This window comes from Halobacillus sp. Marseille-Q1614 (genome assembly GCF_902809865.1).
Classification (GTDB): domain Bacteria; phylum Bacillota; class Bacilli; order Bacillales; family Halobacillaceae; genus Halobacillus_A.
This window is the reverse complement of the sequence record NZ_CADDWH010000001.1, coordinates 752,481-773,603: the sequence shown is the minus strand read 5'-3', so window position 1 is coordinate 773,603 and position 21,123 is coordinate 752,481. Positions and strand designations below refer to the sequence as shown.

Sequence of the window (21,123 nt, the reverse complement as noted above, 5' to 3'; positions counted from 1 at the left end):
TCCTCTACGCCTTATGGTATTGCTTTAAGAATCTCTTATCATTTGTATAGAAGTTGCGGATATCATCTACTCCGTACTTCAGCATTGCGATACGCTCAGGCCCCATGCCGAAAGCAAAGCCGGAATATTCTTTCGGATCATATCCTGCCATTTCTAACACGTTCGGGTGAACCATTCCGGCACCAAGGATTTCAATCCAGCCCGTTCCCTTACAAACTGAACAGCCTTTTCCTCCACATACTTTACACGAGATATCCATTTCAACAGAAGGCTCTGTAAAAGGGAAAAAGCTTGGACGCAGGCGGATCTCGCGTTCAGAACCAAACATCTGCTTGGCGAAAGCATTAAGGACTCCTTTAAGGTCACTCATTCGAACATGTTTATCTACGAGCAGGCCTTCTATTTGAGTAAACTGGTGGGAGTGTGTCGCATCATCCGTATCACGGCGGTACACTTTACCCGGACAGATCATCTTAACAGGTTCTTTTCCATCCTTCAGCCCCATAGTTCTCGCCTGAACCGGTGACGTATGTGTTCTTAGGAGAAGCTCCTCTGTAATATAAAAGGAATCCTGCATATCACGAGCGGGATGCCCTTTAGGCAGGTTTAATGCTTCAAAATTGTAGTAGTCTGTTTCTACCTCAGGTCCTTCTTTAATTTCAAAGCCCATGCCGATAAATAGATCCTCGATTTCTTCTACGATGCTTGTCAGCAGATGCGGGCCTCCTGTTTGGACCGGACGCCCTGGAAGTGTGACATCTATACTTTCACTTTCGAGCTGCTTTTCCAGAGCTTCTTCTTCTAAGCGAGTCTGTTTCGCTTCGATGACTTGGGCGATTTCTTCGCGCACTTCGTTCGCCAGCTGGCCAATAACCGGGCGTTCTTCCTTAGACAGCTTGCCCATGCCTCTGAGAACTTCTGTAATTGGTCCTTTTTTACCTAAGTATTGAACGCGGATGTCTTTTAATGACTGAACATCTTCAGCTTTATTAACTTGCTGCAACGCTTCTTCTTTTAATTCCTGTAAACGTTCCTTCATGTATATTTCCTCCTTTAATTCTCAAATAATAGATCATTTACTACTCTAGTGGGGAATAAGCTCGCTTTTTGCGGACGAACTGTCAAGCCCCTCTCTGCGCGGTCTCGCCAATTCCCTTTTAATAGTCAGCACCAAAATAAAAAAAGCCTCTCCCTAAAAAAGGGACGAGACTTTTGCGGTTCGCGGTACCACCCTTGTTGACACACTTAGTGCCCACCTTGATGAGATAACGGACTTGCATCCGAACGCTAAAATGCGCCAGCTCCAGAGTGAAAATTCAAGTATGGCCACGATAGAAGTGCTTCCAGTCTAACGGCACTTCTTCCCTGAATCGATGTTGCGATACTTTACTTGCTCTTTCTTCGCTATTCACTATATAACTCCCATTATTATAGAGAATGTAGGCTGACAATGCAACCCTATCCTTTTAAGTGATACATTAAAATACCACCGGCAATCGCTACGTTTAGTGATTCCGCCTTTCCGTAAATCGGGATATATACCTGATCGCTCGAAAGCTCCACATAGGAATCAGCAATTCCCTGGCCTTCATTGCCGAGCAGCAATGCAGCCGAGGAGGAAGGGGACATTTCTTGAAAGGCTCTTGCCCCTTGTAAAGTAGCCGCAAACACAGGTACTTCCGCTTCCTTCAGGCGCGGGATATAATCACCAAGCTCGCCTTGGATTACAGAAACGTGAAAAAGAGAACCTTGTGTTGAACGGATAGCTTTTTCATTGTAAACGTCCACTGTCCCCTTGCCTAGGATCACCTGTGAAAAGCCGGCGGCGTCAGCCGTACGAATAAGCGTACCCAAATTACCCGGGTCCTGTAAGGAATCAAGCAGAAGTGTGTAAGGAGCATTTTCAAACTCAAACTTCTTAATTTCAACTACAGCCGCAATCCCTTGAGGGGTTTCCGTATCAGCTGTCTCTTTGAAGACTTGATCACTTACTTCCACAACGGATATATCCTGATCAGGAAGCTCTCTGTGATAGTCTTCACGTTTAATTACCTCGATAACTTTCCAATTGCTCTTAAGGGCTTCCTCCACGAGGTGCTCTCCTTCTACAATAAAGCGCTGAAGTTTATCACGGTATTTCCGTTTTTTCAGTTTTCTCCATTCTTTCACTTTTGAATTTTGAATTGATGTAATCATAAATATTAAGCCTCTATTCATCTGATTTCCTATCCATCATACATAGCCTTATCACATTTGGTCAAACTAAACCTAATTCAACAGGAGGTATGCAAACATGGACTTAAATTTAAGACAAGCAATTCTTTCAAATGTCTCTGGCCATAGTGCTCAGGAGCTTCAGGCTACTATTGATGATGCAATGGCAAGAGGTGAAGAGAAAATGCTGCCTGGTTTAGGCGTTTTCTTCGAAATGCTCTGGAAAGAATCCAACGAGCAGGATCGACAGGAAATCCTTGAAACTCTTGAACAAAGCCTGGCTGAATAACAGAAAAAGCATCCCGGAATTTTTAGGGATGCTTTTTTACTATGGATTAATTAAAAGTGATTTCTTTAACGGTTTTATCGTCTAAACGCTTTATAACTTCCACGATCAGTTTAACTGCATTTTCAAAGTCATCACGGTGAAGCATCGCCGCGTGTGAGTGAATATAGCGGGTCGCGATCGTGATAGATAAAGCAGGAACTCCATTATGGCTTAAGTGGATGGCACCAGAGTCCGTTCCACCTCCAGCAAGTGAATCAAATTGATAAGGAATCCCCTGTTCATCTGCTGTATCTACGACGAAGTCACGTAGACCTTTATGGGAAACCATAGAAGCATCATACAGAATTATTTGCGGGCCTTCTCCCATTTTGCTGGCTGCATCTCTGCTGGACACTCCCGGTGTGTCGCCTGCAATTCCAACATCCACTCCAAAGGCAATATCAGGGTTAATCAGGTTAGCAGAAGTACGTGCTCCGCGCAGTCCCACTTCTTCCTGAACAGTTCCAACTCCGTAAACAACGTTCGGGTGCTTTTCACCTTTAAGCTGTTTTAGCACTTCAATCGCAATCGCACAGCCTATACGGTTATCCCAAGCTTTAGCCAGCAGCATTTTTTCATTTTTCATTTGAGTGAATTCGAAATACGGCACAATGGAATCACCAGGTGTGACACCAAATTCCTTTGCTTCTTCTTTGCTGGAGGCACCGATATCAATAAACATATCCTTTATGTCTACAGCTTTCTTACGCTGATCAGCCGGCAGGATATGTGGGGGCTTGGATCCGATAATTCCTGTAAGATCGCCGTTACGTGTCATAATCGTAACACGCTGAGCCAGCATAACCTGACTCCACCATCCGCCTACAGGCTGGAAGTAAATATACCCGTTATCATCGATCCGGGTTACCATAAAGCCTACCTCATCCAAGTGGCCGGCAACCATAATATGAGGGCCTTTTTTATTGCCGATTTTTTTGGCAACAAGACTTCCAAGATTATCGGTATAAACCTCATCCGCATATGGAGAAATATAGCGGCTCATTACTTCTCTAGGTTCCCGTTCATTGCCGGGGATACCTTTTGCATCCGTTAAATCTTTCAGCATTTGTAACGTATCTTCTCGTTTTGCCATATGTAAATTCCTCCTTTTCATCACTCTATTTTATTATATAGCTTATCGTCAGAATTACAAAAATTTTTCCATTAATACCCTTCTTCCTGTCTTTGAAAGTTCACTTCATTCTTTTGGATATATCCTCTCATTAAATCTTCTTCCTTTAAGCCAAGGGATAAGCCAAGTTTTAAATAAGATTGAAATAGATTTACATAGGATCCTTCACTTTTTGCTTGTTTAAATTCCTCAATAGAAGTGTAAACCTCTAGAAAAGCCGCTGCAGCAGACTTAAGATTTTCCGTTTCTTCCGTTTCTTTCTCATAGTAAAAACCTAAATCCAATCCGAGGGATAAGATAAAGTGAAGGCCATCAACGTATTCTTCTAAGATCACTTCTTTTGGACTGGAAGGTTTAGTGCTCCAAAACTTAAAACATCTTGTCTCATTGGCGAGTTCGCCCGCTTCTACTAATAAAGCCAGTATTTTATCATCCACTACGTTTTTTCCTTGAAGATTTTGTGACTTCATTATATGGCTGTCCAATTGTTTTTGCATATCGTAAAACTCTGACCAGTTCATAAACTGCCTCCTTTAAAAGACTCTCATAATAAATGTATCATTTTTTTGAAACAAATGCGGAGGAAAGAACGTATATAAAATATTAACTCCAAAAAACAGGGAGACGATCTTGATGTTAATGATTATTTTACTTAGAATTCTGCTATTGGCAGCTATCGTGTTAATTATATATACAACCATCCAATTCATGATGAATCCCCGGCGCAAACTGGACAAAGCTCACGAACAAAGAGATTATTATATGCTTGATGATGCCGATAATATTAAGCAGAACTTCCTGATTACGTATAAAGGAATGATGTTTGAAGGGGAGAAATATTTAGGGACGACAGACGACAGCTTCGAAGTGTTAACGATTTATGTATCAGCCTGCCAGCCTGAGAAGCTTAAAGGATTAGAGAGAAATGACCTTTATTTTATGGAAGAAAAAATCTTACAGCGTTATCCCTTTACAAAAATCGAGTGGAAATATCCGATCAACCGATTAAATGTACATCCCTTTCCGGAAGATGACCAGTGATCACCCCTTCATTCAAATTGTAACGGCAGAGACTCATGCAAGAGGCAGAGGGATCGAAGAATGCGAGACGCCTGCGGCAAAACGAATGAGCCGAGAGACCCTGCAGAGCGGTTTCTCGAGGTGCGTTCGTCTACAGAAAGCGAGCATTCTTCACTCCAGGAGCTTCTGCTCTACAACCTAAAAGGCCGCATTTTGCGGCCTTTTTATTTTGCAGTTTGAAAGAAATCGTTCCACAGAAAAACTTCTGATTTTTTTCTCACTATAAAACAAAGAAGCAGAAGCAGGCTTGAAGCGAAAAGCATAACAGGCAGGGAAAATAGGGTAATCCACTGCCCCATCGATGTATATATAAACGCTAAAGGAAAGTTCGTAACGAGCGATGATTTAGTGTAATCTTTAAAATCAGCCGTAATTTGGATAAGACAATATGAGAGAAAATGAAAATGAATAAAAGGAATAAGACGAAGTATAGCGACTTGCTTAACCGTAAGCTGGGACTTTCTTTTCGTCCACTTCTTATACATCTCCTGAAGCCTTTTAAATCCTGAAGGTACAAGGTGTGTCATACGGTAAAATAAAATACTTGAGAGTACCGTTCCCACCACAGAGTAAGCTGTCCCGGCGACCGGTCCAAACAGCACACCTCCTGCTATACAAAGCAGTATGACCGGCAGAAATAAAAAAGGGCGAAGTAAATGGATAACGATAAATAACAGAGGGGCCCAATATCCTTGATGTTCTATCCATGTAAGCAAAGTAGCTGAAGCTTCGCTCATGCCCTTCACACCTCCTGCCTACAGAATATGATACGTTCCTTCACATTAGAACAGATCCGCAGCAAAGATCGCATAGATGTGCAGTCCGGCTAATAAAGGCATTCCAATGACGAAAGAGGTATGCTTTGTTTTATGGCGGAACACCTGCATTCCGGCTGCAGCTCCTGCTGCACCGCCGAAGAGGGCAAGCAGCCATAATGTTTTCTCGCTTATTCTCCATTTTCTTTCTCGGGCTTGCTTCTTGTCATAGCCCATTAGTAAGAACTGGATGAGACTCATAATGATTAACAAAGTTACAGCTGCTGTTTCCAAATTGATCTTCTCCTTCTCCTGCGATTCTTTTAAACTTTTCGTATATGTTTATTAATAAGAGGAGGGAATTCTCTCTCTTTTTAAGCAGACCCAGGTGATACAGGGGCCGTTAGATGTTGGCTTAGGACATGCCTGGTTTATTCCATTTTCTCATTTATACTTTAGCTCCCTGACTGCGGGACCCTCTGACTTTAAAGATATAAAAAAAGCCATTTCCTACCGACCGGAAATGGCTTCTTTCTTAAAGCTCAAACGCACTCAAGGTGTTTTGCTTATGCGTGTCGTGTCTGACCAGGGCGTTTTCGCTTTTCTTTTGTCCAGCTGCAACGCCTAGACACTCGCGTCATAAGCACTCCCATTACGCGGCAAGGACTGCCGCTTCATGGGTTTGCTTATGCGTGTCGTGTCTGACCAAGGCGTTTTCGCTTTTCTTAATTACTTAAGAGCTGATTTAGCTTGCTCTGCTAGGCTTGCGAAACCTTTTTCGTCATTAACAGCAAGGTCAGCAAGCATCTTACGGTTAACTTCGATTCCAGCAAGCTTCAGTCCGTGCATTAGACGGCTGTAAGAAATGTCATTTAGACGAGCAGCAGCGTTAATACGCGCGATCCATAGCTTACGGAAATCACGTTTTTTCTGACGACGGTCACGGTAAGCATACTGACCTGATTTCATTACTTGCTGTTTAGCTGTTTTGAATAGAGCGTGTTTTGAACCATAATAACCTTTTGCTAATTTAAGAACACGATTACGACGTTTACGTGTTACTGTTCCACCTTTAACTCGTGGCATTGGAATTCCCTCCTATTTGAATCTCATTCTAAATTATTTTTTTGGAAGCATGTGTTTGATACGACGGAAATCTCCAGCAGATACTAGAGTAGCTTTACGAAGCTTACGTTTCTGCTTAGTAGATTTGTTAGCAAACAAGTGGCTTGTGAACGCGTGAGAGCGTTTCACCTTTCCGTTACCTGTCTTTTTAAAACGTTTTTGAGAACCTTTGTGGGTTTTCATTTTAGGCATAACAAATTTCCTCCTTCAACTAATTTCGCTTACTTCTCTCCAATGGGAGCAAGCATCATAAACATATTTCGACCTTCCATCTTAGGCTTGGTCTCAATGGTAGCAATATCATTGCATTCTTCAGCCAGACGATCCAGAACTTTTTGTCCCAGCTCTTTGTGAGTAATTGCACGTCCACGGAAACGAACAGAAGCTTTTACTTTATCGCCTTTTGTTAAGAACTTTCGTGCATTCCGAAGCTTCGTATTAAAATCATGTTCTTCAATACCTGGGCTCAGGCGAACTTCCTTGATTTTAATAGTTGTTTGGTTCTTACGAGCTTCTTTTTCTTTCTTTTGCTGCTCATAGCGATACTTACCATAGTCCATGATACGGCACACCGGAGGCTTCGCATTTGGTGCTACCATAACTAGATCAAGATTCGCATTTGCAGCGATATCAAGTGCTTCGTTCTTTGATTTAACACCTAGCTGTTCACCGTTTACATCAATGAGCCGTACTTCGCGTGCACGAATTTTCTCATTAACATTCATGTTATCCTTGCTAATAACTAGCCACCTCCAACTTATATTAGAAACCTTTTATAAGATCCGTCATCGACAAGTCTTTTTTCATTCCATAAAAAAAGTGCAGGTACACATACTGCACCCACACGTCTCCTATAAAATACAAAAGGATTAGTAACCTGCCAACAGCTTCTAAAGCGTCGATCAGGTGAGAAGCGGGTGCTTCTTCTTGTCTCAGATCCGTTCATTCAGTTACCTAAATAATAGTAGCATGTATTACTAGTTCGTGTCAACCATTTATCCGTTGAAGCAAGCTACCTTATAGATAATAAAGGAAAACTTGTACAAAATCAATAGCAAATAAGAAAAGGCCGGCATATTTCCGGCCTAATCATTTAGAAAAAATTTATTCTCTTCTACTCGTATTTTTCCTTCTCCCTGGGAACTTTTTTCAGTACGCTTATTTATTTAAAAGCTTTTGGTCAATTTCATTTTTAATTTCTTTAATGAAATCATCGACTGACTTCGTTTCGGAATTTTTCTCACTGTAACGTCTTACGTTAACTGAGCGATCCTCAATTTCACGATCTCCGACTACGAGGGCAAATGGAATTTTCTCTGTCTGAGTTTCACGAATTTTATATCCAATTTTCTCGTCGCGTTCATCTACTTCCACACGAACTCCTGCTTCTCTCAGTTCATCTTCCAGCTCTTTTGCATAGTCTAAGTGAACTTCAGCAGATACAGGGATGATGCGGGCCTGAACAGGTGCCAGCCAAGTTGGGAACGCTCCTTTATACTCTTCAATTAAAAAGGCCACAAATCGTTCCATAGTAGAAACGACACCGCGGTGAATAACAACAGGACGGTGATCTTTTCCGTCTTCTCCTACATACGTAAGGTCAAATCGTTCGGGAAGGTGGAAGTCTAACTGAACAGTCGAAAGCGTTTCGTCTTTTCCAAGAGCTGTTTTCACTTGAACGTCAAGCTTAGGACCGTAGAACGCGGCTTCTCCTTCTGCTTCAACATACTCGAGGTTCATGTCTTCCATTGTTTCTTTCAGCATTGCCTGGGCCTTGTTCCACATTTCATCGTTATCCACATATTTCTCTTTATCTTCCGGATCACGATAAGAAAGACGGAAGTAATAGTCGTCAATGCCGAAATCACGGTATACATGCTGAACGAGCTTCACAACTCGTTTGAATTCGTCTTTTAACTGGTCCGGACGGGCAAATATGTGGGCATCATTTAAGGTCATCGCCCGCACACGCTGCAGACCGGCTAAGGCTCCCGACATTTCATGACGGTGCATCGTTCCTAATTCCGCAATACGTACTGGGAGGTTACGGTAGCTGTAATATTCATTTTTATAAACCATCATATGGTGCGGACAGTTCATCGGACGAAGCACCAGGTCTTCATTATCCATTTCAAGTGTCGGGAACATATCATCTTTATAGTGATCCCAGTGTCCGCTTGTTTTATAAAGATCAACGCTTCCAAGGACTGGAGTATACACGTGGTCGTATCCCAGGCGTTCTTCTGTGTCTACAATATATCTTTCAATATTGCGTCGGATGGTCGCACCCTTAGGCAGCCATAGCGGAAGGCCCTGACCAACTTTTTGGTTAACTGTAAACAAGCCAAGTTCTTTACCCAGCTTGCGGTGATCACGTTCTTTCGCTTCTTCGCGCATTTTAATGTACTCGTCGAGGTGAGCCTGCTTTTCAAATGCTGTACCGTATATACGCTGAAGCATTTTATTGTTGCTGTCGCCTCTCCAGTAGGCACCTGAAATGTTTAGCAGCTTAAAGATTTTTATTTTACTTGTCTGCGGAACGTGAACGCCGCGGCATAGGTCGAAAAACTCCCCCTGCCTGTAAATGGTCAGCGTTTCTTCTTCAGGAATGTCATGGATCAATTCAAGTTTAAGGTCGTCGCCGATTTCTTTATACTTCTCGATTGCCTCTTCTCTGGAGAGCTCAATTCGTTCAATCTCTAAATTTTCATCGACGATACGCTGCATTTCCTTTTCAATCTTTGGAAGATCCTCCGGAGTCAGTGACTCATCTAAGTCAATGTCGTAGTAGAAACCATTTTCAATTACAGGGCCTACTCCTAGTTTCACTTCTCCATACAGCCGTTTGATTGCCTGAGCCATTAAGTGGGCTGTCGAGTGGCGCAGCACTTCAATGCCTTCTGGATTTTTATATGTTAAAATCTCAATCGCTCCATCTTTTTCAATGGGACGACGAAGATCATAAGGCTCCCCGTCTAATTTAATAGCAAGTGCCTGTTTCCTTAAGCCGGGGGAGATTGAATGGGCAATCTCTTCTCCCGTGGTTCCTTTATCAAATTCTTTCTTATTCCCATCAGGAAACTGTATTTGAATAGCTTCTTCTGCCATAAGTCCCTCACTCCTTAATCTTTATTATAAAAATAAAAACGCCCGCCCCTTAGTCTTGTAACTAAGGGACGAGCGTTGTCACTCGTGGTTCCACCCAAAATTCCCGCAGAAAATGCGGCTTCATTTGTCCTTAACGCGGATAAAACGCTGTTCATTACTAGAATTCGTTCACGAACAGTGCTCCGAGGTGGTAAACATCCAAGTCGTCAAGAAGGAGCTTTCAGCCGGCGGCTCCTCTCTCTAATCATGCGTCACTTCATGTTCATGTCCTCATCTAAGCCCTAATATTAAATATGTAGGTATTATAGCCGGATTCCAGTAAGAAATCAAGCTTTTAGAAAAGGAAAATGAGAAAGTGGTTTCCAGACTGCTTTTTCTTCAAAAATATTCATCAGCAATTCAAGCTTCGCTTCACCCTGACGATCTGAATAGATGACAAGTTCTTCAGGTGAGTAAATCAGTGCCGGAAGGATTCCCCAATCGGCCGGGAGGTTCTGGATGAGAGGATCGGGATGGGATTTTAAATAATTTAATAATTCCCCCCGCCTGACTTCATTGCCCTCCGAATAAAAATAACGAACTCTTTCATCATACAGCACATGCAGAAGGTGCACTCCAGTATCATTATTGTTTACTCGACGGCGCCAGGAATCGACCATCATTTGATGGGCTTCTTCTAGCTTGTACTCATCAAGAAGCTTTCCAGTAAAGTCCAAGAGGTCATGATACAGATACTCTAAGCAGTCAGCCGAAAGGTCATCAAACAAAATATCTTCCTGTTCAATGACTGCCTTCCTTACGAACCTCTCGACATAAAGATCAATCGGAGGAATTACGACGCCTTCGGGCGGGTCCTCTTTAATTTTAGATGATAATTTAACGACTCTTTCAATTTCGTCCCTGTCTTCATAATAAAAACGATGACGGAGTATCCCTTCCATCCATGCGTTTAGCTTGCGGCGGCACAATATGTTAGTAATTGCCCGGCTGACTCTGGGAGCGGTATTTTTTTGTGATTCATATACTTCTACACTCCAGCTGCCGCGGTCTTTTTTAATCTCTCCGTTTAATTGCTGCCGTGAACTAGTATCAAAAAGAAATTGATAAAATAAAAATGCCTCTTTACGGTTTGAGAACTGAACACAGACCAACATCACTTCCTCCTCACCACAACGTGTAAAGCCTGTCCATTCTTACAGAGTGAATGGAACTAAACCTTTTGTACTTTATACATATGTGGATACTGAAAGAAACATGACTCTACTTATCCACGGCGGTTTTTCCCATACACAGGAACGGACTTGCTCAGCTGCCTGATTCGTTCAGTAATTCGCTGAGCCTTAACTTGATCCACTTCTCCGCGATTGCTCGTCATAAATATTTTCTCCAGCTCTTCTAGGTTGTAGTTGGATGTGAAAAATACCGGCAGTCTTTCCATCATGCGGTATTGCAGGATCGAACCGAGCACCTCGTCTCTAAACCAGGAGGATTGAGATTCAGCTCCGATGTCGTCGAGCATTAATACAGGCGTTTTCTTGAACGCTTCTATTTTTTCGTTCATGGAATCATCTTTAATTGACGACTTGATTTCCCTGACAAATTCAGGCATGTAAATGACCATGGAAGATATATTTTTTTTACTTAATTCATTCGCAATAACCCCGAGAAAATAAGTTTTCCCTACCCCGAACGGACCGCAAAAATACAGACCTTTACTTGGCAGCTCATCTCCAATGCCTTCTAAATATTGCACAGTCTGCATAACCGCTTCGCCTCTTTCTGGGTCTTCAACATCCAGTCTGTCTAAGGTAGCTTCGAGAGTTTCTCTTGGTATATGCAGGCTGTTTATGAGAGACCTCTGTTTTCGTTGATGCTCAAGACGCCTCTCCCTCTGGCAAAGGTTGTAAGCCAGCTTAAGTTCCGTTCCTTCAACCGTTGCTTCAGGCGTATACCCCGGCAAAATATTAATGCACTCTTCGCGTGACGGGCATTTCTCACAATTCTTAGATTGTGATTGGTATTCATAAAACTTAATCAGCTGCTTCTCCACAGCTTCTTTCGTTAATGATGGATTTTCTTTCATAATCTGCTGAACTTCAGGATCATTTAATACAGATTTTTTCATCCCATTAAAACGCTTCTGAAATTCATTGTGACTTTTCATCCACTTCTGCAGCGACGTTTGAATCGGCTCCATAAGCTGCCACCTCCTTACGCTCCATTATTGTTGCTCGACAGTTTTCGGATTCTCTCGGCAATTTCATTCGTATCAATAGAAGCAGAAGCTGTCTGTTCCTGCTGTTCCCTTTTTTCATCCTGTTTCTTAAACCATTCAGGTATGACTTCTTTGCTCTGTTTACGGTAAGACGATCTCTGTCGTCCCCACTGCTGGTATTTCTGGTGCTCCGCTTTCGCCAGGTTCATAGCCTGCCGCACCGTAGTTACATTTTTTCTCGTCCAGTGACTTGCAATTTTTTCAAGGTATGGTTTAGACAGCTTCATGTCTGTTTTCAACAGCACATAGTGAACAAGCACGTTCATAACTCCTGGTGAAAGACCTTGTTCTGTCATAACATCACGGATCATCCGCAGATCCCCATCCGCAGCTTGGTTTCCATAAGACACGTCTTCAAGAAGCTCTTTTGGAGAAATCTGTTCCAGCATTTGTACAAACTGCTCCTCTTTACTTAAGGACGAATCAGAAGAAGCGGCTACTTTCTCGCGGGTATTTTCCACGTCAGCTGTTGATTTATTTTTCTTCATGAAATCGTGGCAAGCTGATTTGAACTCTTCAACATCCAATTCATTTTCATCGTTGATCGCCCACGTAAGCGCCCGCTCTATTTCTGTAGTGGTCAGATTATAGAGAGAGGCCAGCTGAACAATCAATTTTTTATTGATTCCACTAAGTATCTTTTGGGAAGGGTACATCCGCTGTTTGAGTGCTTCCTCCAGCCAGTTAAAATCTATACGGTTGTTCAGAATGATCGGCCCCTTCTTAACCGGCCCTTTATCCTTCTGCTGAGGTGAAGGCATATCCTCTTTCATAGACACGGGCAGGCGCTGATGAAAGATATCATCAAAAGAAGCCGTAATTTCTTCGTATCCCTCTAGAGAAGTCTCTTCTCTTTGAAAACGCAGTTTGAGCTGATTGAATTTATCATTCCCAATTTCATGCTGCAGCAGCAGAGAAAGAAATGTATCTTTGAAAAATTCCTCAGGAGAAAATGGAGGACAAATCTCATAAATATACACTCTGTTCTCTTGTTTGCTGACATACGTTTTCAGCAAACCGATCGCCTCAAGCAGCCGTCTTGCATCATAGAATTTATCAAGCGGCGTGGATAAATAAGTCATCAGCGTATGATGGGTCTGTTTTTGTATTTCTTTGCTTGTCTCATGCTCACTGCACAGAAACTGGTAAATAGAAATCGGCAGCTGTCCTAAGATAGGCTGATATAAGTGAGTTAGTGCAGAATGGTCGTCTTTTGGTGTAACTCCTGTCTTTGTAATGATAAAACCATCTACAGGAAGAATTTTGCCAATTGAAGAATCCACTAGTTATCTCCCCCTTTCTCCCTATCACTTGAAAAAGAAAATGAGCCGATGAAGGGGCTCATTCTTTATCTTCATGCTTAATTAATTCTTTTAGTTCATCAATAAAAACATTAATATCTTTAAACTGTCTGTAGACAGACGCAAATCTAACATAGGCGACCTCATCGATTGCAGATAAATGGCCCATTACCATTTCCCCGATATCTTTGCTTTGGACTTCAGAAACTCCCCGGTTTCGTAAATCCTTCTCGATTTTCTGCGTTACCTTTTCGAGTTCTTCTACGGCTACCGGACGTTTTTCACAGGCTCGAATAAGTCCACGCATAAGTTTTTCCCGACTGAACTCTTCGCGTGTCCCCTCTTTTTTGACGACAATAAGAGGTACTTCTTCCAATCGTTCGAATGTTGTATAACGGAACTCGCACTTCTCACATTCTCGCCGTCTGCGGATGGCATGGCCATCTTCTATAGGTCTCGAGTCTAAAACCCGAGTGCTTTTATAGTGGCAATTCGGACACTTCAAAGTTAATCATCTCCACATATCTTTTCTAATCTACTGAGCTTTATCGTGTCTTGTGAACTGACGGTTTAATTTTTCGTACGCATCGACAATTAAATTATGGCTGAAACCAAAATCAATTGGACCGCCTGAATCTGTCGTTACTGAAAAATCGACAGCTGTTTCAAATGGACGAACCATAATTATGGTAGCCACTACAAACGCCTTTCGTTTCCCCTTATAATTAATTGAGATTTCTCCACGTTCTTTGGAAAGCGCTACTTTTTCTGAAGGAGATGGAAATAGAGCTTCGACCGCCTGAAAAACTTCATCTCTCTTTGCTTTATAGTAATGAGTGACTAACTCGGGATCCTTATGAGTTTCACTCGTTTCCGTGTGATTGCTGAAATATTTCGATATAAACCTTTTCAATGACATTACCCCTTACGAAAATTCGACATGATCTGTATTTATTTTAACACGTTTTATTAAAAAGAAAAGTAAGGGTGAGAGACCGAAGGATAAAAAAATCACACAGGATCCCCTGTGTGATTTTGTTCATATTATAAAGCGCGTGACTGTTGGACTTCTACCGGTCCCATTCCTCTTGGAACTTCAACCGTTTCATTTCTTCCTGCTTCAAGAGAATCAACAATAAACTGTGCCGCTACATTTGGATCAATCCGGTCGCCGCACGTATACACATCAATACTTGCATATCCATGCTCTGGAAAACTGTGAATCGTTAAATGAGATTCAGAAATGATTACTACTCCGCTGACTCCATGAGGAGCAAATTTGTGAAAAGCTACTTCACGTACTTCAGCACCTGCTTTAAGAGCAGCATCCACAAATACCTGCTCGATATAACTCATATCGTTTAATTTATCTTCATTACAATCCCATAATTCAGCTATTACATGTCTTCCCATTGTATCCATTTAGGATCCCCCTTTTTGTACAGTGACTAATTTGACTACTGAATAAACAGACATGTACTACCACGGGGGAAAGTTAGTCCTGAGAGGTCCTAACCCTTTGAGCAGACATGAAACGGACAGTATTCAGAAGTTCAAAAAAAGTATATACGGTTTATCCCATTTTTGCAAGAAACTTTTTAAAAATACCGATGGTGCTTATTATAAGATACAAAGGGAAGTTTTTCTAGTTATTAAGAAACTTTTGCTGGTTTTTCTTGTTTCAGGAACTTGCCGACATGTTTCGCCAAGTCTACGACTCTGCAGGAGTAACCCCATTCATTATCGTACCAGGCCAGCACTTTCACTTTTCTGTCACCCATAACCTGTGTAGATAATCCGTCGACAATTGCAGAAGCCGGAGATGTCGTGTAATCAATAGAGACAAGCGGCTCATCGCTAAACTCTAGGAACCCTTTCATTTCACCCTGGCTGACTCGCTTAAAGGCCTGGTTTACTTTTTCTTCCGTGACATCTTCTTTTAAGTCAACCACTAAATCAACAAGCGAAACATTCGGGGTAGGCACTCGGAGCGCCATCCCATTGAGTTTTCCCTTCAAGGAAGGAATAACCTCACCGAGGGCTTTGGCAGCTCCTGTTGACGTAGGAATGATCGACTGAGTGCAGCCGCGGGCACGTCTTAAGTCCTTATGTGGATTATCTAAGTTTTTCTGATCATTTGTAAAAGCATGAACTGTTGTCATAAGCCCGTTTTCAATTCCAAACTCGTCTTCCAGTACTTTGACCACTGGTGCTAAACAGTTTGTCGTACAGGAAGCATTCGAGATTACATTATGTTCTTCCGGGTTATAAACATCTTCATTAACTCCCATTACAATAGTTGAATCCACTGATTTACCTGGAGCTGTAATGATGACCTTTTTAGCACCAGCCTGAATATGAAGAGCTGCTTCTTCCTGGGTTCTGAATTTACCTGTTGCTTCAATAACAATATCAACATTTAATTCATCCCATGGCAGCTCTAAGGGATTTCTTGTAGAACAAAGCTGAACTGTTTTTTTATTAATTAATAACCCATTTTTAATAGGTTCAATTTCACCTTCAAATCGGCCGTGCACACTGTCATATTTGAGCATATGTGCCATCGTTTCAGGAGGATAACTTGCATTGACCGCTACAAGCTCGATTGACTCATCGAGAACCGCCTTCCTGAAGACCATTCTCCCAATTCTCCCCAGACCATTTATAGCCACTCTTGTTTTCTCCATAAGACAAGCCTCCTATATGTGATATACCCTTTAAATTATTTTTCAGAATTAGTATAACACATTGAAAACGCTTTTGTAGCCTATTTTTATTAAAAAAGCTATGTCAACTTTTTATTAAAGGCTACACTCATTTTTCACAAAAAAATGCACGCCTATTCGCCTAAATTGCCCCACATAATTCCGGGTGTTCGATGCCGGCATACGTAGAACTACTTCGTGGGGTTTCACATCTCATCATCTACCTTCCTCACTCGCAAGCCTTAACCACTCCGTTTTTGAGCAGACGCGTACCTGAACAAAAAAAGAAGATGATAAAGTCTACGCTTTATCATCTTCTTCAATGACTCCCCAATTGGTAAGTATAGCCTTTAACTGTTCGAAACTTTGCTCACGAGTGCCGGAATTATCAATGACTGCGTCTGCCCATTCGGCTTTTTTAGAAGCTGGAATTTGGGAGCGAATCCGCTCCATCGCTTCCGCTTCTTTAGACTCGTCCCTCGCCATCAGACGCTTCAGCTGTGTCTCTGAATCCACATATACAACAAGAGTGCGATCCACATAGTCTGTGAGCTTGCTCTCAAATAATAAAGGGATATCCAGAACGACCGCTTTGTCTCCTCTGGCTAAATAACCGTCACGCTGTCTTTTCATTTCTTTTCTTACTTGGGGATGAACGATGCGATTAAGTATATTTCTCTTCTCTTTATCTCTAAAAATGACCTTGCCGAGCTCTTTTCGGTTAATGGCCCCGTCTTCATTTAAGATCTCTTCACTAAATTGCTCTACAATTTCTTTATATGCCGGTTCCCCAGGATTAACCACTTCTCTGGAAATAATATCAGCATCTACTACAGGAATCTCAAAATGTTTAAACATTTGAGAGACCGTGCTTTTTCCTGTAGCAATGCTGCCTGTTAAACCAATTACAATACCCAAACAGCTGCCTCCTTACACTATTTTTATTAGGCCGATTAAAATGAGTAATATTCCCGGAAGTGAGGACAGGTACTCAAGTTTATGACTCAGCCTCGCTCCGCACTTAAGGCCGCCGTAAAGCATGGCACTTGTCAGCACAAAAATCAAAGCGGCTGCAGTAAAAGGCGGAATGCCAATAAACACACCGCTTATCCCGGCGCCAATAGTATCAAGCGATAAAGCGATCCCAAGCAAAAAGACCTCTTTCCCTTTAATGCCCCCTGAGCGGTCGATGTCTGCGGATTCTGGAGCCTGCAGAACATGAACCGGCTGCTTCCACACTGAGGTGACGTCTTCTTCTTCATTTTGACGAAGATTATTGATTAGAAAGAAAGCCCCGAGCACTATAAAAGCAAGCGCACCCAGCCACTCAAACAAATCAGCATCGACGTATGGAAGCAATAAAAAACCAGCCATTGCCGACCCTAAAAAGAACAACCCCGACAAACACGCAATTCCAAGAATGGCTCTATTCGATAACTGAATACCTTTCATCCCAATGATACAGCCGATGCCAAAGCTATCCATACTGACAGCAATTACAAATAAAAAAAGAAAAACAGCAGTCCCCACCTATTTCACCTCAGCTATTCATGAATGTGAAATAGTATATGGGCCGCTTCCTCTTTTCGTGTCAGCACTGGCACTCAGGACAAATATGGGTGCCCCGGCCGCTGACTCGCAGCTTAATAATCACCGTGCCGCAGCCGGGACATTCAGTATCTTCTTTTCCATAAACATTGAGCTTCTGCTGAAACATTCCCATTTCACCCTGTCCGTTTAAATAGGACCGTATCGTTGTGCCTCCCTGCTCAACAGCTTCAACGATCGTTTCGATGCTGGCATCTCTGACACGCCGTGCTTCCTCGAAGGTGAGTTCTTTTGATATCCGCTCAGGATGCACCCGCGCACGATATAGGGCCTCATCCACATAAATATTTCCAAGGCCTGCTACTACCGACTGGTCTAATAATACGGCTTTAATGTTTCTGCTTGTCTTTTTAAGCTTTTCATAAAAGTAATCAATCGTAAAAGCAGGAGCAAAAGGATCTGGTCCCAGCTGATTTAAAGGCTTTTCTTTACTTTCTTCCCCTTTAGGAAACAAGTGCATCGTTCCAAATTTACGAACATCATTGTAACGGAGCTCTGTGCCATCGGTGAAATGGAATATGACATGGGTATGCTTCGGGCGTGGAACAGCTGATTCATACACACCAAATTTGCCTTCCATTCGCAAGTGAGACACCATGGAAATGTCATCCATCTCAAAAACCAGAAACTTCCCCTGACGTTTAATTTCCTGCATCGTCTGACCCTTGAGCCACGATTTAAATATTTCCGGATCTTGCGGTTTTTTTATAATATTCCCCCAAAAAATTGAAACATCTTGAATTTCTTTTTTCAATATTAAGTTTTTTAACGTCTTCCGAACTGTTTCTACTTCAGGCAGTTCCGGCATCTTTCATTCTCCTCATCTACTTTGCATCATACCATGTCGGGCCATAGGAGTGATCCACTTCAAGCGGAACATCTAGTTCGATCGTATGTTCCATCACATCGGCAACCACTTTGGCTAACTGTTCAACTTCAGACTCAGGCGCTTCCAGGATGAGTTCATCATGCACCTGAAGAAGCATGTGGGCCTGCAGGTTCTCTTTTTTCAGCCGTTCGTCCAAATCAATCATCGCTTTCTTAATGATGTCAGCGGCACTCCCCTGAATAGGTGTGTTCATAGCCGTACGTTCTGCAAAGCTTCTTTTATTAAAATTACGGCTCGTAATATCAGGCAGATATCTTCTTCGGTTCATAAATGTAGATACATACCCGAGCCTCTTCGCATTTTGGATCGATTCATCCATGTATTCTTTTACTCCAGGATAGCTGTCTAAATACTTATCGATAAACAGCTTGGCTTCTTTTCTTGTAATTCCAAGGCTCTGTGATAATCCGTAATCGCTGATCCCGTAAACAATTCCAAAGTTTACGGCTTTTGCCTGTCTTCTCATATTCGAAGTGACTTTATCGTGCGGCACGTCAAACACTTCACTTGCTGTCTGTGTATGAATATCTCTGCCTTCTCTGAAGGCTTCTATTAATTTTTCATCCTGTGCAATGTGGGCTAAAACTCTCAATTCAATTTGAGAATAATCACTTGCAAAGATCACCCAGCCTTCCTTGGAAGGAACGAAAGCCTGTCTGATTTTCCTTCCTTCTTCCAGCCGAATCGGGATGTTCTGCAAATTAGGCTCAATCGAGCTAAGTCTCCCTGTCTGTGTAAGAGCTTGATTAAAACGGGTGTGAATCTTATTTGATTTCTCGTCCACTACCTTCAGAAGGCCTTCAATATAAGTGGACTGCAGCTTCCCAAGCTGGCGGTACAGTAGGATTTTAGCGACAACTTCGTGCTGGTCCTCTAGCTGCTCTAATACATCAGCAGAAGTAGAGTAGCCTGTTTTGGTTTTTTTGATCACTGGAAGGCCGAGCTTCTCAAATAGTATCGGCCCAAGCTGTTTTGGTGAATTCAAATTAAATTCCTCACCCGCAAGTTCATATATCTCACTTTTCACTTGATCCAGTCTTTGCTGTAAATCATCTTTCATTTCTTTTAACCGCTCGACATCCACTTTAACACCGCAATATTCCATCTCACCTAAAATCAGCGCTAAAGGCATTTCAAGCTCTTTAAATAGCTCCATCTGCTCATTAGCTTCAAGCTGTTCTTCCATATTTTCTTTTAAACGGTAGAGGACTTCTGATTTTCTAACAGTATGCTCTTGCAGGATACTGTCATCGTCAGGAAGCTTCATCTTAGCTCCTTTTCCGTAGACTTCTTCATCGTATTTAACAGCACGTTCGTTCATACGGTGGGCGATCGCTGGAATATCATGATTGTTTTCCGAGGGGTTGATTAAATAAGACGCTAACAATAAATCGAATGTGACCCCCTGCAGACTAATTCCGTGATGCCTTAATGCCACGTGTGTACGCTTAGCGTCGAAGACCCACTTTTCTTTTGAATCATCTTCTGCCCAGTCACAGAACCCCTTAGACTTCTTGGCGTCCTCTATCGAAATAAAATAGCTGTTGTCTTTGTTAACAATTGAAATGCCGGCGATCGGAGAGTGATGATAATTCTCCTGAAGCATTTCGACAACTAATGCTTCTTTCCCGGTTATCATGTCGTCTTCAATGTCTTTAATTACTTTCACATCCACCGGCTCCCATTCCTGGTCAGATGTTTCTTTCGGTTCCTCGTCCTGATCAGAGACACGTGAAATGAGGGACTGAAATCCTAATTCACGGAAGACAGATGTTACTTTGTGAGATTCATAGCCCTTATAAGCAATGTCGCTTAAAGCAACCTCTATAGGAGCTTCTCTCTCGATCGTCACCAGCTGTTTGCTCATAAAGGCTTCATCTTTGTTTGTTTCAAGCTTTTCTTTAAGTTTTTTGCCGCTTACCTCATCAAGGTTTTCATAGAGATTCTCAAGTTTATCAAATTGTTTCAGCAGCTTAACCGCCGTTTTTTCACCTACACCCGGAACGCCGGGGATATTATCCGAGCTGTCTCCCATCAGTGCTTTAAAGTCTATAACTTGATCCGGGCGAATGCCGATTTTCTCTTCTAAAAAGGCGGGGTCATACGTATCCACATTCGTAATCCCTTTTTTCGTTAGTGTCACCTTGGTCCGCTCAGTGACAAGCTGAAGCAGGTCTTTATCGCCTGAAATCACCTTGACATCATACTTTTGGCCATCAGCCTGAGTGGCTAACGTTCCGATAATATCATCTGCTTCATACTGTTCCAGCTGATAATAAGGAATGCCAAAAGCATCAAGCAGTTCTTTTAAAACAGGGAACTGTTCTGATAATTCCGGCGGAGTTTTCTGACGTCCACCTTTATATTCTGTGTATGTCTTATGCCTGAAGGTTGTTTTACCCGCATCAAAGGCAACGAGCAGATGATCAGGCTTATCCTCTTCTAAAATTTTTAAAAGCATTGTGGTAAAACCGTACACAGCGTTTGTGTATACACCTTTATCATTGTTTAGTAAAGGCAATGCGAAAAAGGCCCGGTAAGCAATGCTGTTTCCATCGATTAATACTACTTTTTCTGCCATATCGTTCAGCTCCTCACACTTA

The 21,123-nt window shown here is 42.2% G+C and carries 23 protein-coding genes and 1 other annotated feature; of the genes, 2 read left to right on the top strand and 21 right to left on the bottom strand.

Annotation, left to right across the window (positions count from 1 at the left end; translation table 11 throughout):
- Positions 1-4 precede the first annotated feature (4 nt).
- Together pheS and HUS26_RS03785 are read right to left on the bottom strand one after the other, a co-directional pair.
- Complete coding sequence (gene pheS / locus HUS26_RS03790; RefSeq protein ID WP_173915887.1) at positions 5-1,039, bottom strand: phenylalanine--tRNA ligase subunit alpha; 1,035 nt, start codon at positions 1,037-1,039, stop codon at positions 5-7.
- Between the two features lie 419 nt (positions 1,040-1,458).
- Entirely contained in the window at positions 1,459-2,196 is a 738-nt protein-coding gene (locus HUS26_RS03785; RefSeq protein WP_173915886.1) for an RNA methyltransferase, read from the bottom strand.
- Positions 2,197-2,293: 97 nt separating this feature from the next.
- On the opposite strand from HUS26_RS03785, the gene sspI reads away from it, so the two are divergent.
- The gene (sspI, locus tag HUS26_RS03780; protein WP_173915885.1) at positions 2,294-2,503 is read left to right on the top strand and encodes a small acid-soluble spore protein SspI; all 210 of its coding nucleotides are present in this window, start codon (positions 2,294-2,296) and stop codon (positions 2,501-2,503) included.
- Between the two features lie 46 nt (positions 2,504-2,549).
- Here the strand turns inward: sspI and HUS26_RS03775 are convergent, their stop codons facing one another.
- Entirely contained in the window at positions 2,550-3,635 is a 1,086-nt protein-coding gene (locus tag HUS26_RS03775) for a M42 family metallopeptidase (protein WP_173915884.1), read from the bottom strand.
- Positions 3,636-3,706: 71 nt separating this feature from the next.
- Positions 3,707-4,195: a dUTP diphosphatase gene (locus tag HUS26_RS03770; protein WP_173915883.1), complete on the bottom strand. Its 489-nt coding sequence runs from the start codon at positions 4,193-4,195 to the stop codon at positions 3,707-3,709.
- 112 nt (positions 4,196-4,307) lie between these two features.
- Here HUS26_RS03770 and HUS26_RS03765 point away from each other — a divergent pair, with 112 nt between their 5' ends.
- Positions 4,308-4,715, top strand: a complete 408-nt coding sequence (locus tag HUS26_RS03765) for a sigma-w pathway protein ysdB (protein WP_371809536.1) — start codon at positions 4,308-4,310, stop codon at positions 4,713-4,715.
- A 203-nt stretch (positions 4,716-4,918) separates the two neighbouring features.
- On the opposite strand, the gene HUS26_RS03760 is transcribed toward HUS26_RS03765, so the two are convergent.
- From HUS26_RS03760 to polA, 17 genes are all read right to left on the bottom strand, one after another.
- Positions 4,919-5,491: a TVP38/TMEM64 family protein gene (locus HUS26_RS03760; protein ID WP_173915882.1), complete on the bottom strand. Its 573-nt coding sequence runs from the start codon at positions 5,489-5,491 to the stop codon at positions 4,919-4,921.
- Positions 5,492-5,536: 45 nt separating this feature from the next.
- On the bottom strand, positions 5,537-5,803 hold the full coding sequence (locus HUS26_RS03755) for a DUF1294 domain-containing protein (RefSeq protein ID WP_254434132.1): 267 nt from the start codon (positions 5,801-5,803) through the stop codon (positions 5,537-5,539).
- A gap of 435 nt (positions 5,804-6,238) precedes the next feature.
- Complete coding sequence (gene rplT / locus HUS26_RS03750) at positions 6,239-6,595, bottom strand: 50S ribosomal protein L20 (RefSeq protein ID WP_173915881.1); 357 nt, start codon at positions 6,593-6,595, stop codon at positions 6,239-6,241.
- 33 nt (positions 6,596-6,628) lie between these two features.
- Positions 6,629-6,826 carry a 50S ribosomal protein L35 gene (rpmI, locus tag HUS26_RS03745; RefSeq protein WP_082233632.1) on the bottom strand — a complete coding sequence of 66 codons (198 nt, stop codon included), beginning with the start codon at positions 6,824-6,826 and terminating at the stop codon, positions 6,629-6,631.
- A 29-nt stretch (positions 6,827-6,855) separates the two neighbouring features.
- The gene (gene infC / locus HUS26_RS03740) at positions 6,856-7,359 is read right to left on the bottom strand and encodes a translation initiation factor IF-3 (protein WP_173915880.1); all 504 of its coding nucleotides are present in this window, start codon (positions 7,357-7,359) and stop codon (positions 6,856-6,858) included.
- Between the two features lie 82 nt (positions 7,360-7,441).
- Positions 7,442-7,569: a sequence feature (ribosomal protein L20 leader region), on the bottom strand.
- A gap of 223 nt (positions 7,570-7,792) precedes the next feature.
- Positions 7,793-9,742, bottom strand: a complete 1,950-nt coding sequence (gene thrS / locus HUS26_RS03735) for a threonine--tRNA ligase (protein WP_173915879.1) — start codon at positions 9,740-9,742, stop codon at positions 7,793-7,795.
- A 326-nt stretch (positions 9,743-10,068) separates the two neighbouring features.
- Positions 10,069-10,893: a sporulation protein YtxC gene (ytxC, locus tag HUS26_RS03730; protein WP_173915878.1), complete on the bottom strand. Its 825-nt coding sequence runs from the start codon at positions 10,891-10,893 to the stop codon at positions 10,069-10,071.
- A 113-nt stretch (positions 10,894-11,006) separates the two neighbouring features.
- Complete coding sequence (gene dnaI, locus HUS26_RS03725; RefSeq protein ID WP_173915877.1) at positions 11,007-11,939, bottom strand: primosomal protein DnaI; 933 nt, start codon at positions 11,937-11,939, stop codon at positions 11,007-11,009.
- Between the two features lie 14 nt (positions 11,940-11,953).
- Positions 11,954-13,300, bottom strand: coding sequence for a replication initiation and membrane attachment family protein (locus tag HUS26_RS03720; RefSeq protein ID WP_173915876.1), 1,347 nt, complete (start codon positions 13,298-13,300; stop codon positions 11,954-11,956).
- Between the two features lie 58 nt (positions 13,301-13,358).
- The gene (nrdR, locus tag HUS26_RS03715; RefSeq protein ID WP_173915875.1) at positions 13,359-13,823 is read right to left on the bottom strand and encodes a transcriptional regulator NrdR; all 465 of its coding nucleotides are present in this window, start codon (positions 13,821-13,823) and stop codon (positions 13,359-13,361) included.
- Positions 13,824-13,853: 30 nt separating this feature from the next.
- Positions 13,854-14,237 (bottom strand): cytosolic protein, encoded by a 384-nt coding sequence (locus HUS26_RS03710; RefSeq protein ID WP_254434131.1) that lies wholly within the window; start codon positions 14,235-14,237, stop codon positions 13,854-13,856.
- A 125-nt stretch (positions 14,238-14,362) separates the two neighbouring features.
- Positions 14,363-14,740: an adenosylmethionine decarboxylase gene (gene speD / locus HUS26_RS03705; protein ID WP_173915873.1), complete on the bottom strand. Its 378-nt coding sequence runs from the start codon at positions 14,738-14,740 to the stop codon at positions 14,363-14,365.
- A gap of 230 nt (positions 14,741-14,970) precedes the next feature.
- A complete protein-coding gene (locus HUS26_RS03700) occupies positions 14,971-16,005 on the bottom strand; it encodes a glyceraldehyde-3-phosphate dehydrogenase (RefSeq protein ID WP_173915872.1) in 1,035 nt (344 codons plus the stop codon).
- A 318-nt stretch (positions 16,006-16,323) separates the two neighbouring features.
- Positions 16,324-16,941 (bottom strand): dephospho-CoA kinase, encoded by a 618-nt coding sequence (gene coaE / locus HUS26_RS03695; RefSeq protein WP_173915871.1) that lies wholly within the window; start codon positions 16,939-16,941, stop codon positions 16,324-16,326.
- A gap of 12 nt (positions 16,942-16,953) precedes the next feature.
- Positions 16,954-17,553 carry a manganese efflux pump gene (locus HUS26_RS03690; RefSeq protein ID WP_173915870.1) on the bottom strand — a complete coding sequence of 200 codons (600 nt, stop codon included), beginning with the start codon at positions 17,551-17,553 and terminating at the stop codon, positions 16,954-16,956.
- Between the two features lie 61 nt (positions 17,554-17,614).
- The gene (mutM, locus tag HUS26_RS03685; protein ID WP_173915869.1) at positions 17,615-18,439 is read right to left on the bottom strand and encodes a DNA-formamidopyrimidine glycosylase; all 825 of its coding nucleotides are present in this window, start codon (positions 18,437-18,439) and stop codon (positions 17,615-17,617) included.
- Between the two features lie 16 nt (positions 18,440-18,455).
- Entirely contained in the window at positions 18,456-21,101 is a 2,646-nt protein-coding gene (gene polA, locus HUS26_RS03680; RefSeq protein ID WP_173915868.1) for a DNA polymerase I, read from the bottom strand.
- Positions 21,102-21,123 lie beyond the last annotated feature (22 nt).

Coding starts and splice junctions, on each gene's coding strand:
- pheS (WP_173915887.1), bottom strand. CDS start 1,039: ATGAAGGAACGTTTACAGGAATTAAAAGAAGAAGCGTTGCAGCAAGTT.
- HUS26_RS03785 (WP_173915886.1), bottom strand. CDS start 2,196: ATGATTACATCAATTCAAAATTCAAAAGTGAAAGAATGGAGAAAACTG.
- sspI (WP_173915885.1), top strand. CDS start 2,294: ATGGACTTAAATTTAAGACAAGCAATTCTTTCAAATGTCTCTGGCCAT.
- HUS26_RS03775 (WP_173915884.1), bottom strand. CDS start 3,635: ATGGCAAAACGAGAAGATACGTTACAAATGCTGAAAGATTTAACGGAT.
- HUS26_RS03770 (WP_173915883.1), bottom strand. CDS start 4,195: ATGAACTGGTCAGAGTTTTACGATATGCAAAAACAATTGGACAGCCAT.
- HUS26_RS03765 (WP_371809536.1), top strand. CDS start 4,308: ATGTTAATGATTATTTTACTTAGAATTCTGCTATTGGCAGCTATCGTG.
- HUS26_RS03760 (WP_173915882.1), bottom strand. CDS start 5,491: ATGAGCGAAGCTTCAGCTACTTTGCTTACATGGATAGAACATCAAGGA.
- rplT (WP_173915881.1), bottom strand. CDS start 6,595: ATGCCACGAGTTAAAGGTGGAACAGTAACACGTAAACGTCGTAATCGT.
- rpmI (WP_082233632.1), bottom strand. CDS start 6,826: ATGCCTAAAATGAAAACCCACAAAGGTTCTCAAAAACGTTTTAAAAAG.
- infC (WP_173915880.1), bottom strand. CDS start 7,359: ATGAATGTTAATGAGAAAATTCGTGCACGCGAAGTACGGCTCATTGAT.
- thrS (WP_173915879.1), bottom strand. CDS start 9,742: ATGGCAGAAGAAGCTATTCAAATACAGTTTCCTGATGGGAATAAGAAA.
- dnaI (WP_173915877.1), bottom strand. CDS start 11,939: ATGGAGCCGATTCAAACGTCGCTGCAGAAGTGGATGAAAAGTCACAAT.
- HUS26_RS03710 (WP_254434131.1), bottom strand. CDS start 14,237: ATGTCATTGAAAAGGTTTATATCGAAATATTTCAGCAATCACACGGAA.
- speD (WP_173915873.1), bottom strand. CDS start 14,740: ATGGATACAATGGGAAGACATGTAATAGCTGAATTATGGGATTGTAAT.
- HUS26_RS03700 (WP_173915872.1), bottom strand. CDS start 16,005: ATGGAGAAAACAAGAGTGGCTATAAATGGTCTGGGGAGAATTGGGAGA.
- mutM (WP_173915869.1), bottom strand. CDS start 18,439: ATGCCGGAACTGCCTGAAGTAGAAACAGTTCGGAAGACGTTAAAAAAC.
- polA (WP_173915868.1), bottom strand. CDS start 21,101: ATGGCAGAAAAAGTAGTATTAATCGATGGAAACAGCATTGCTTACCGG.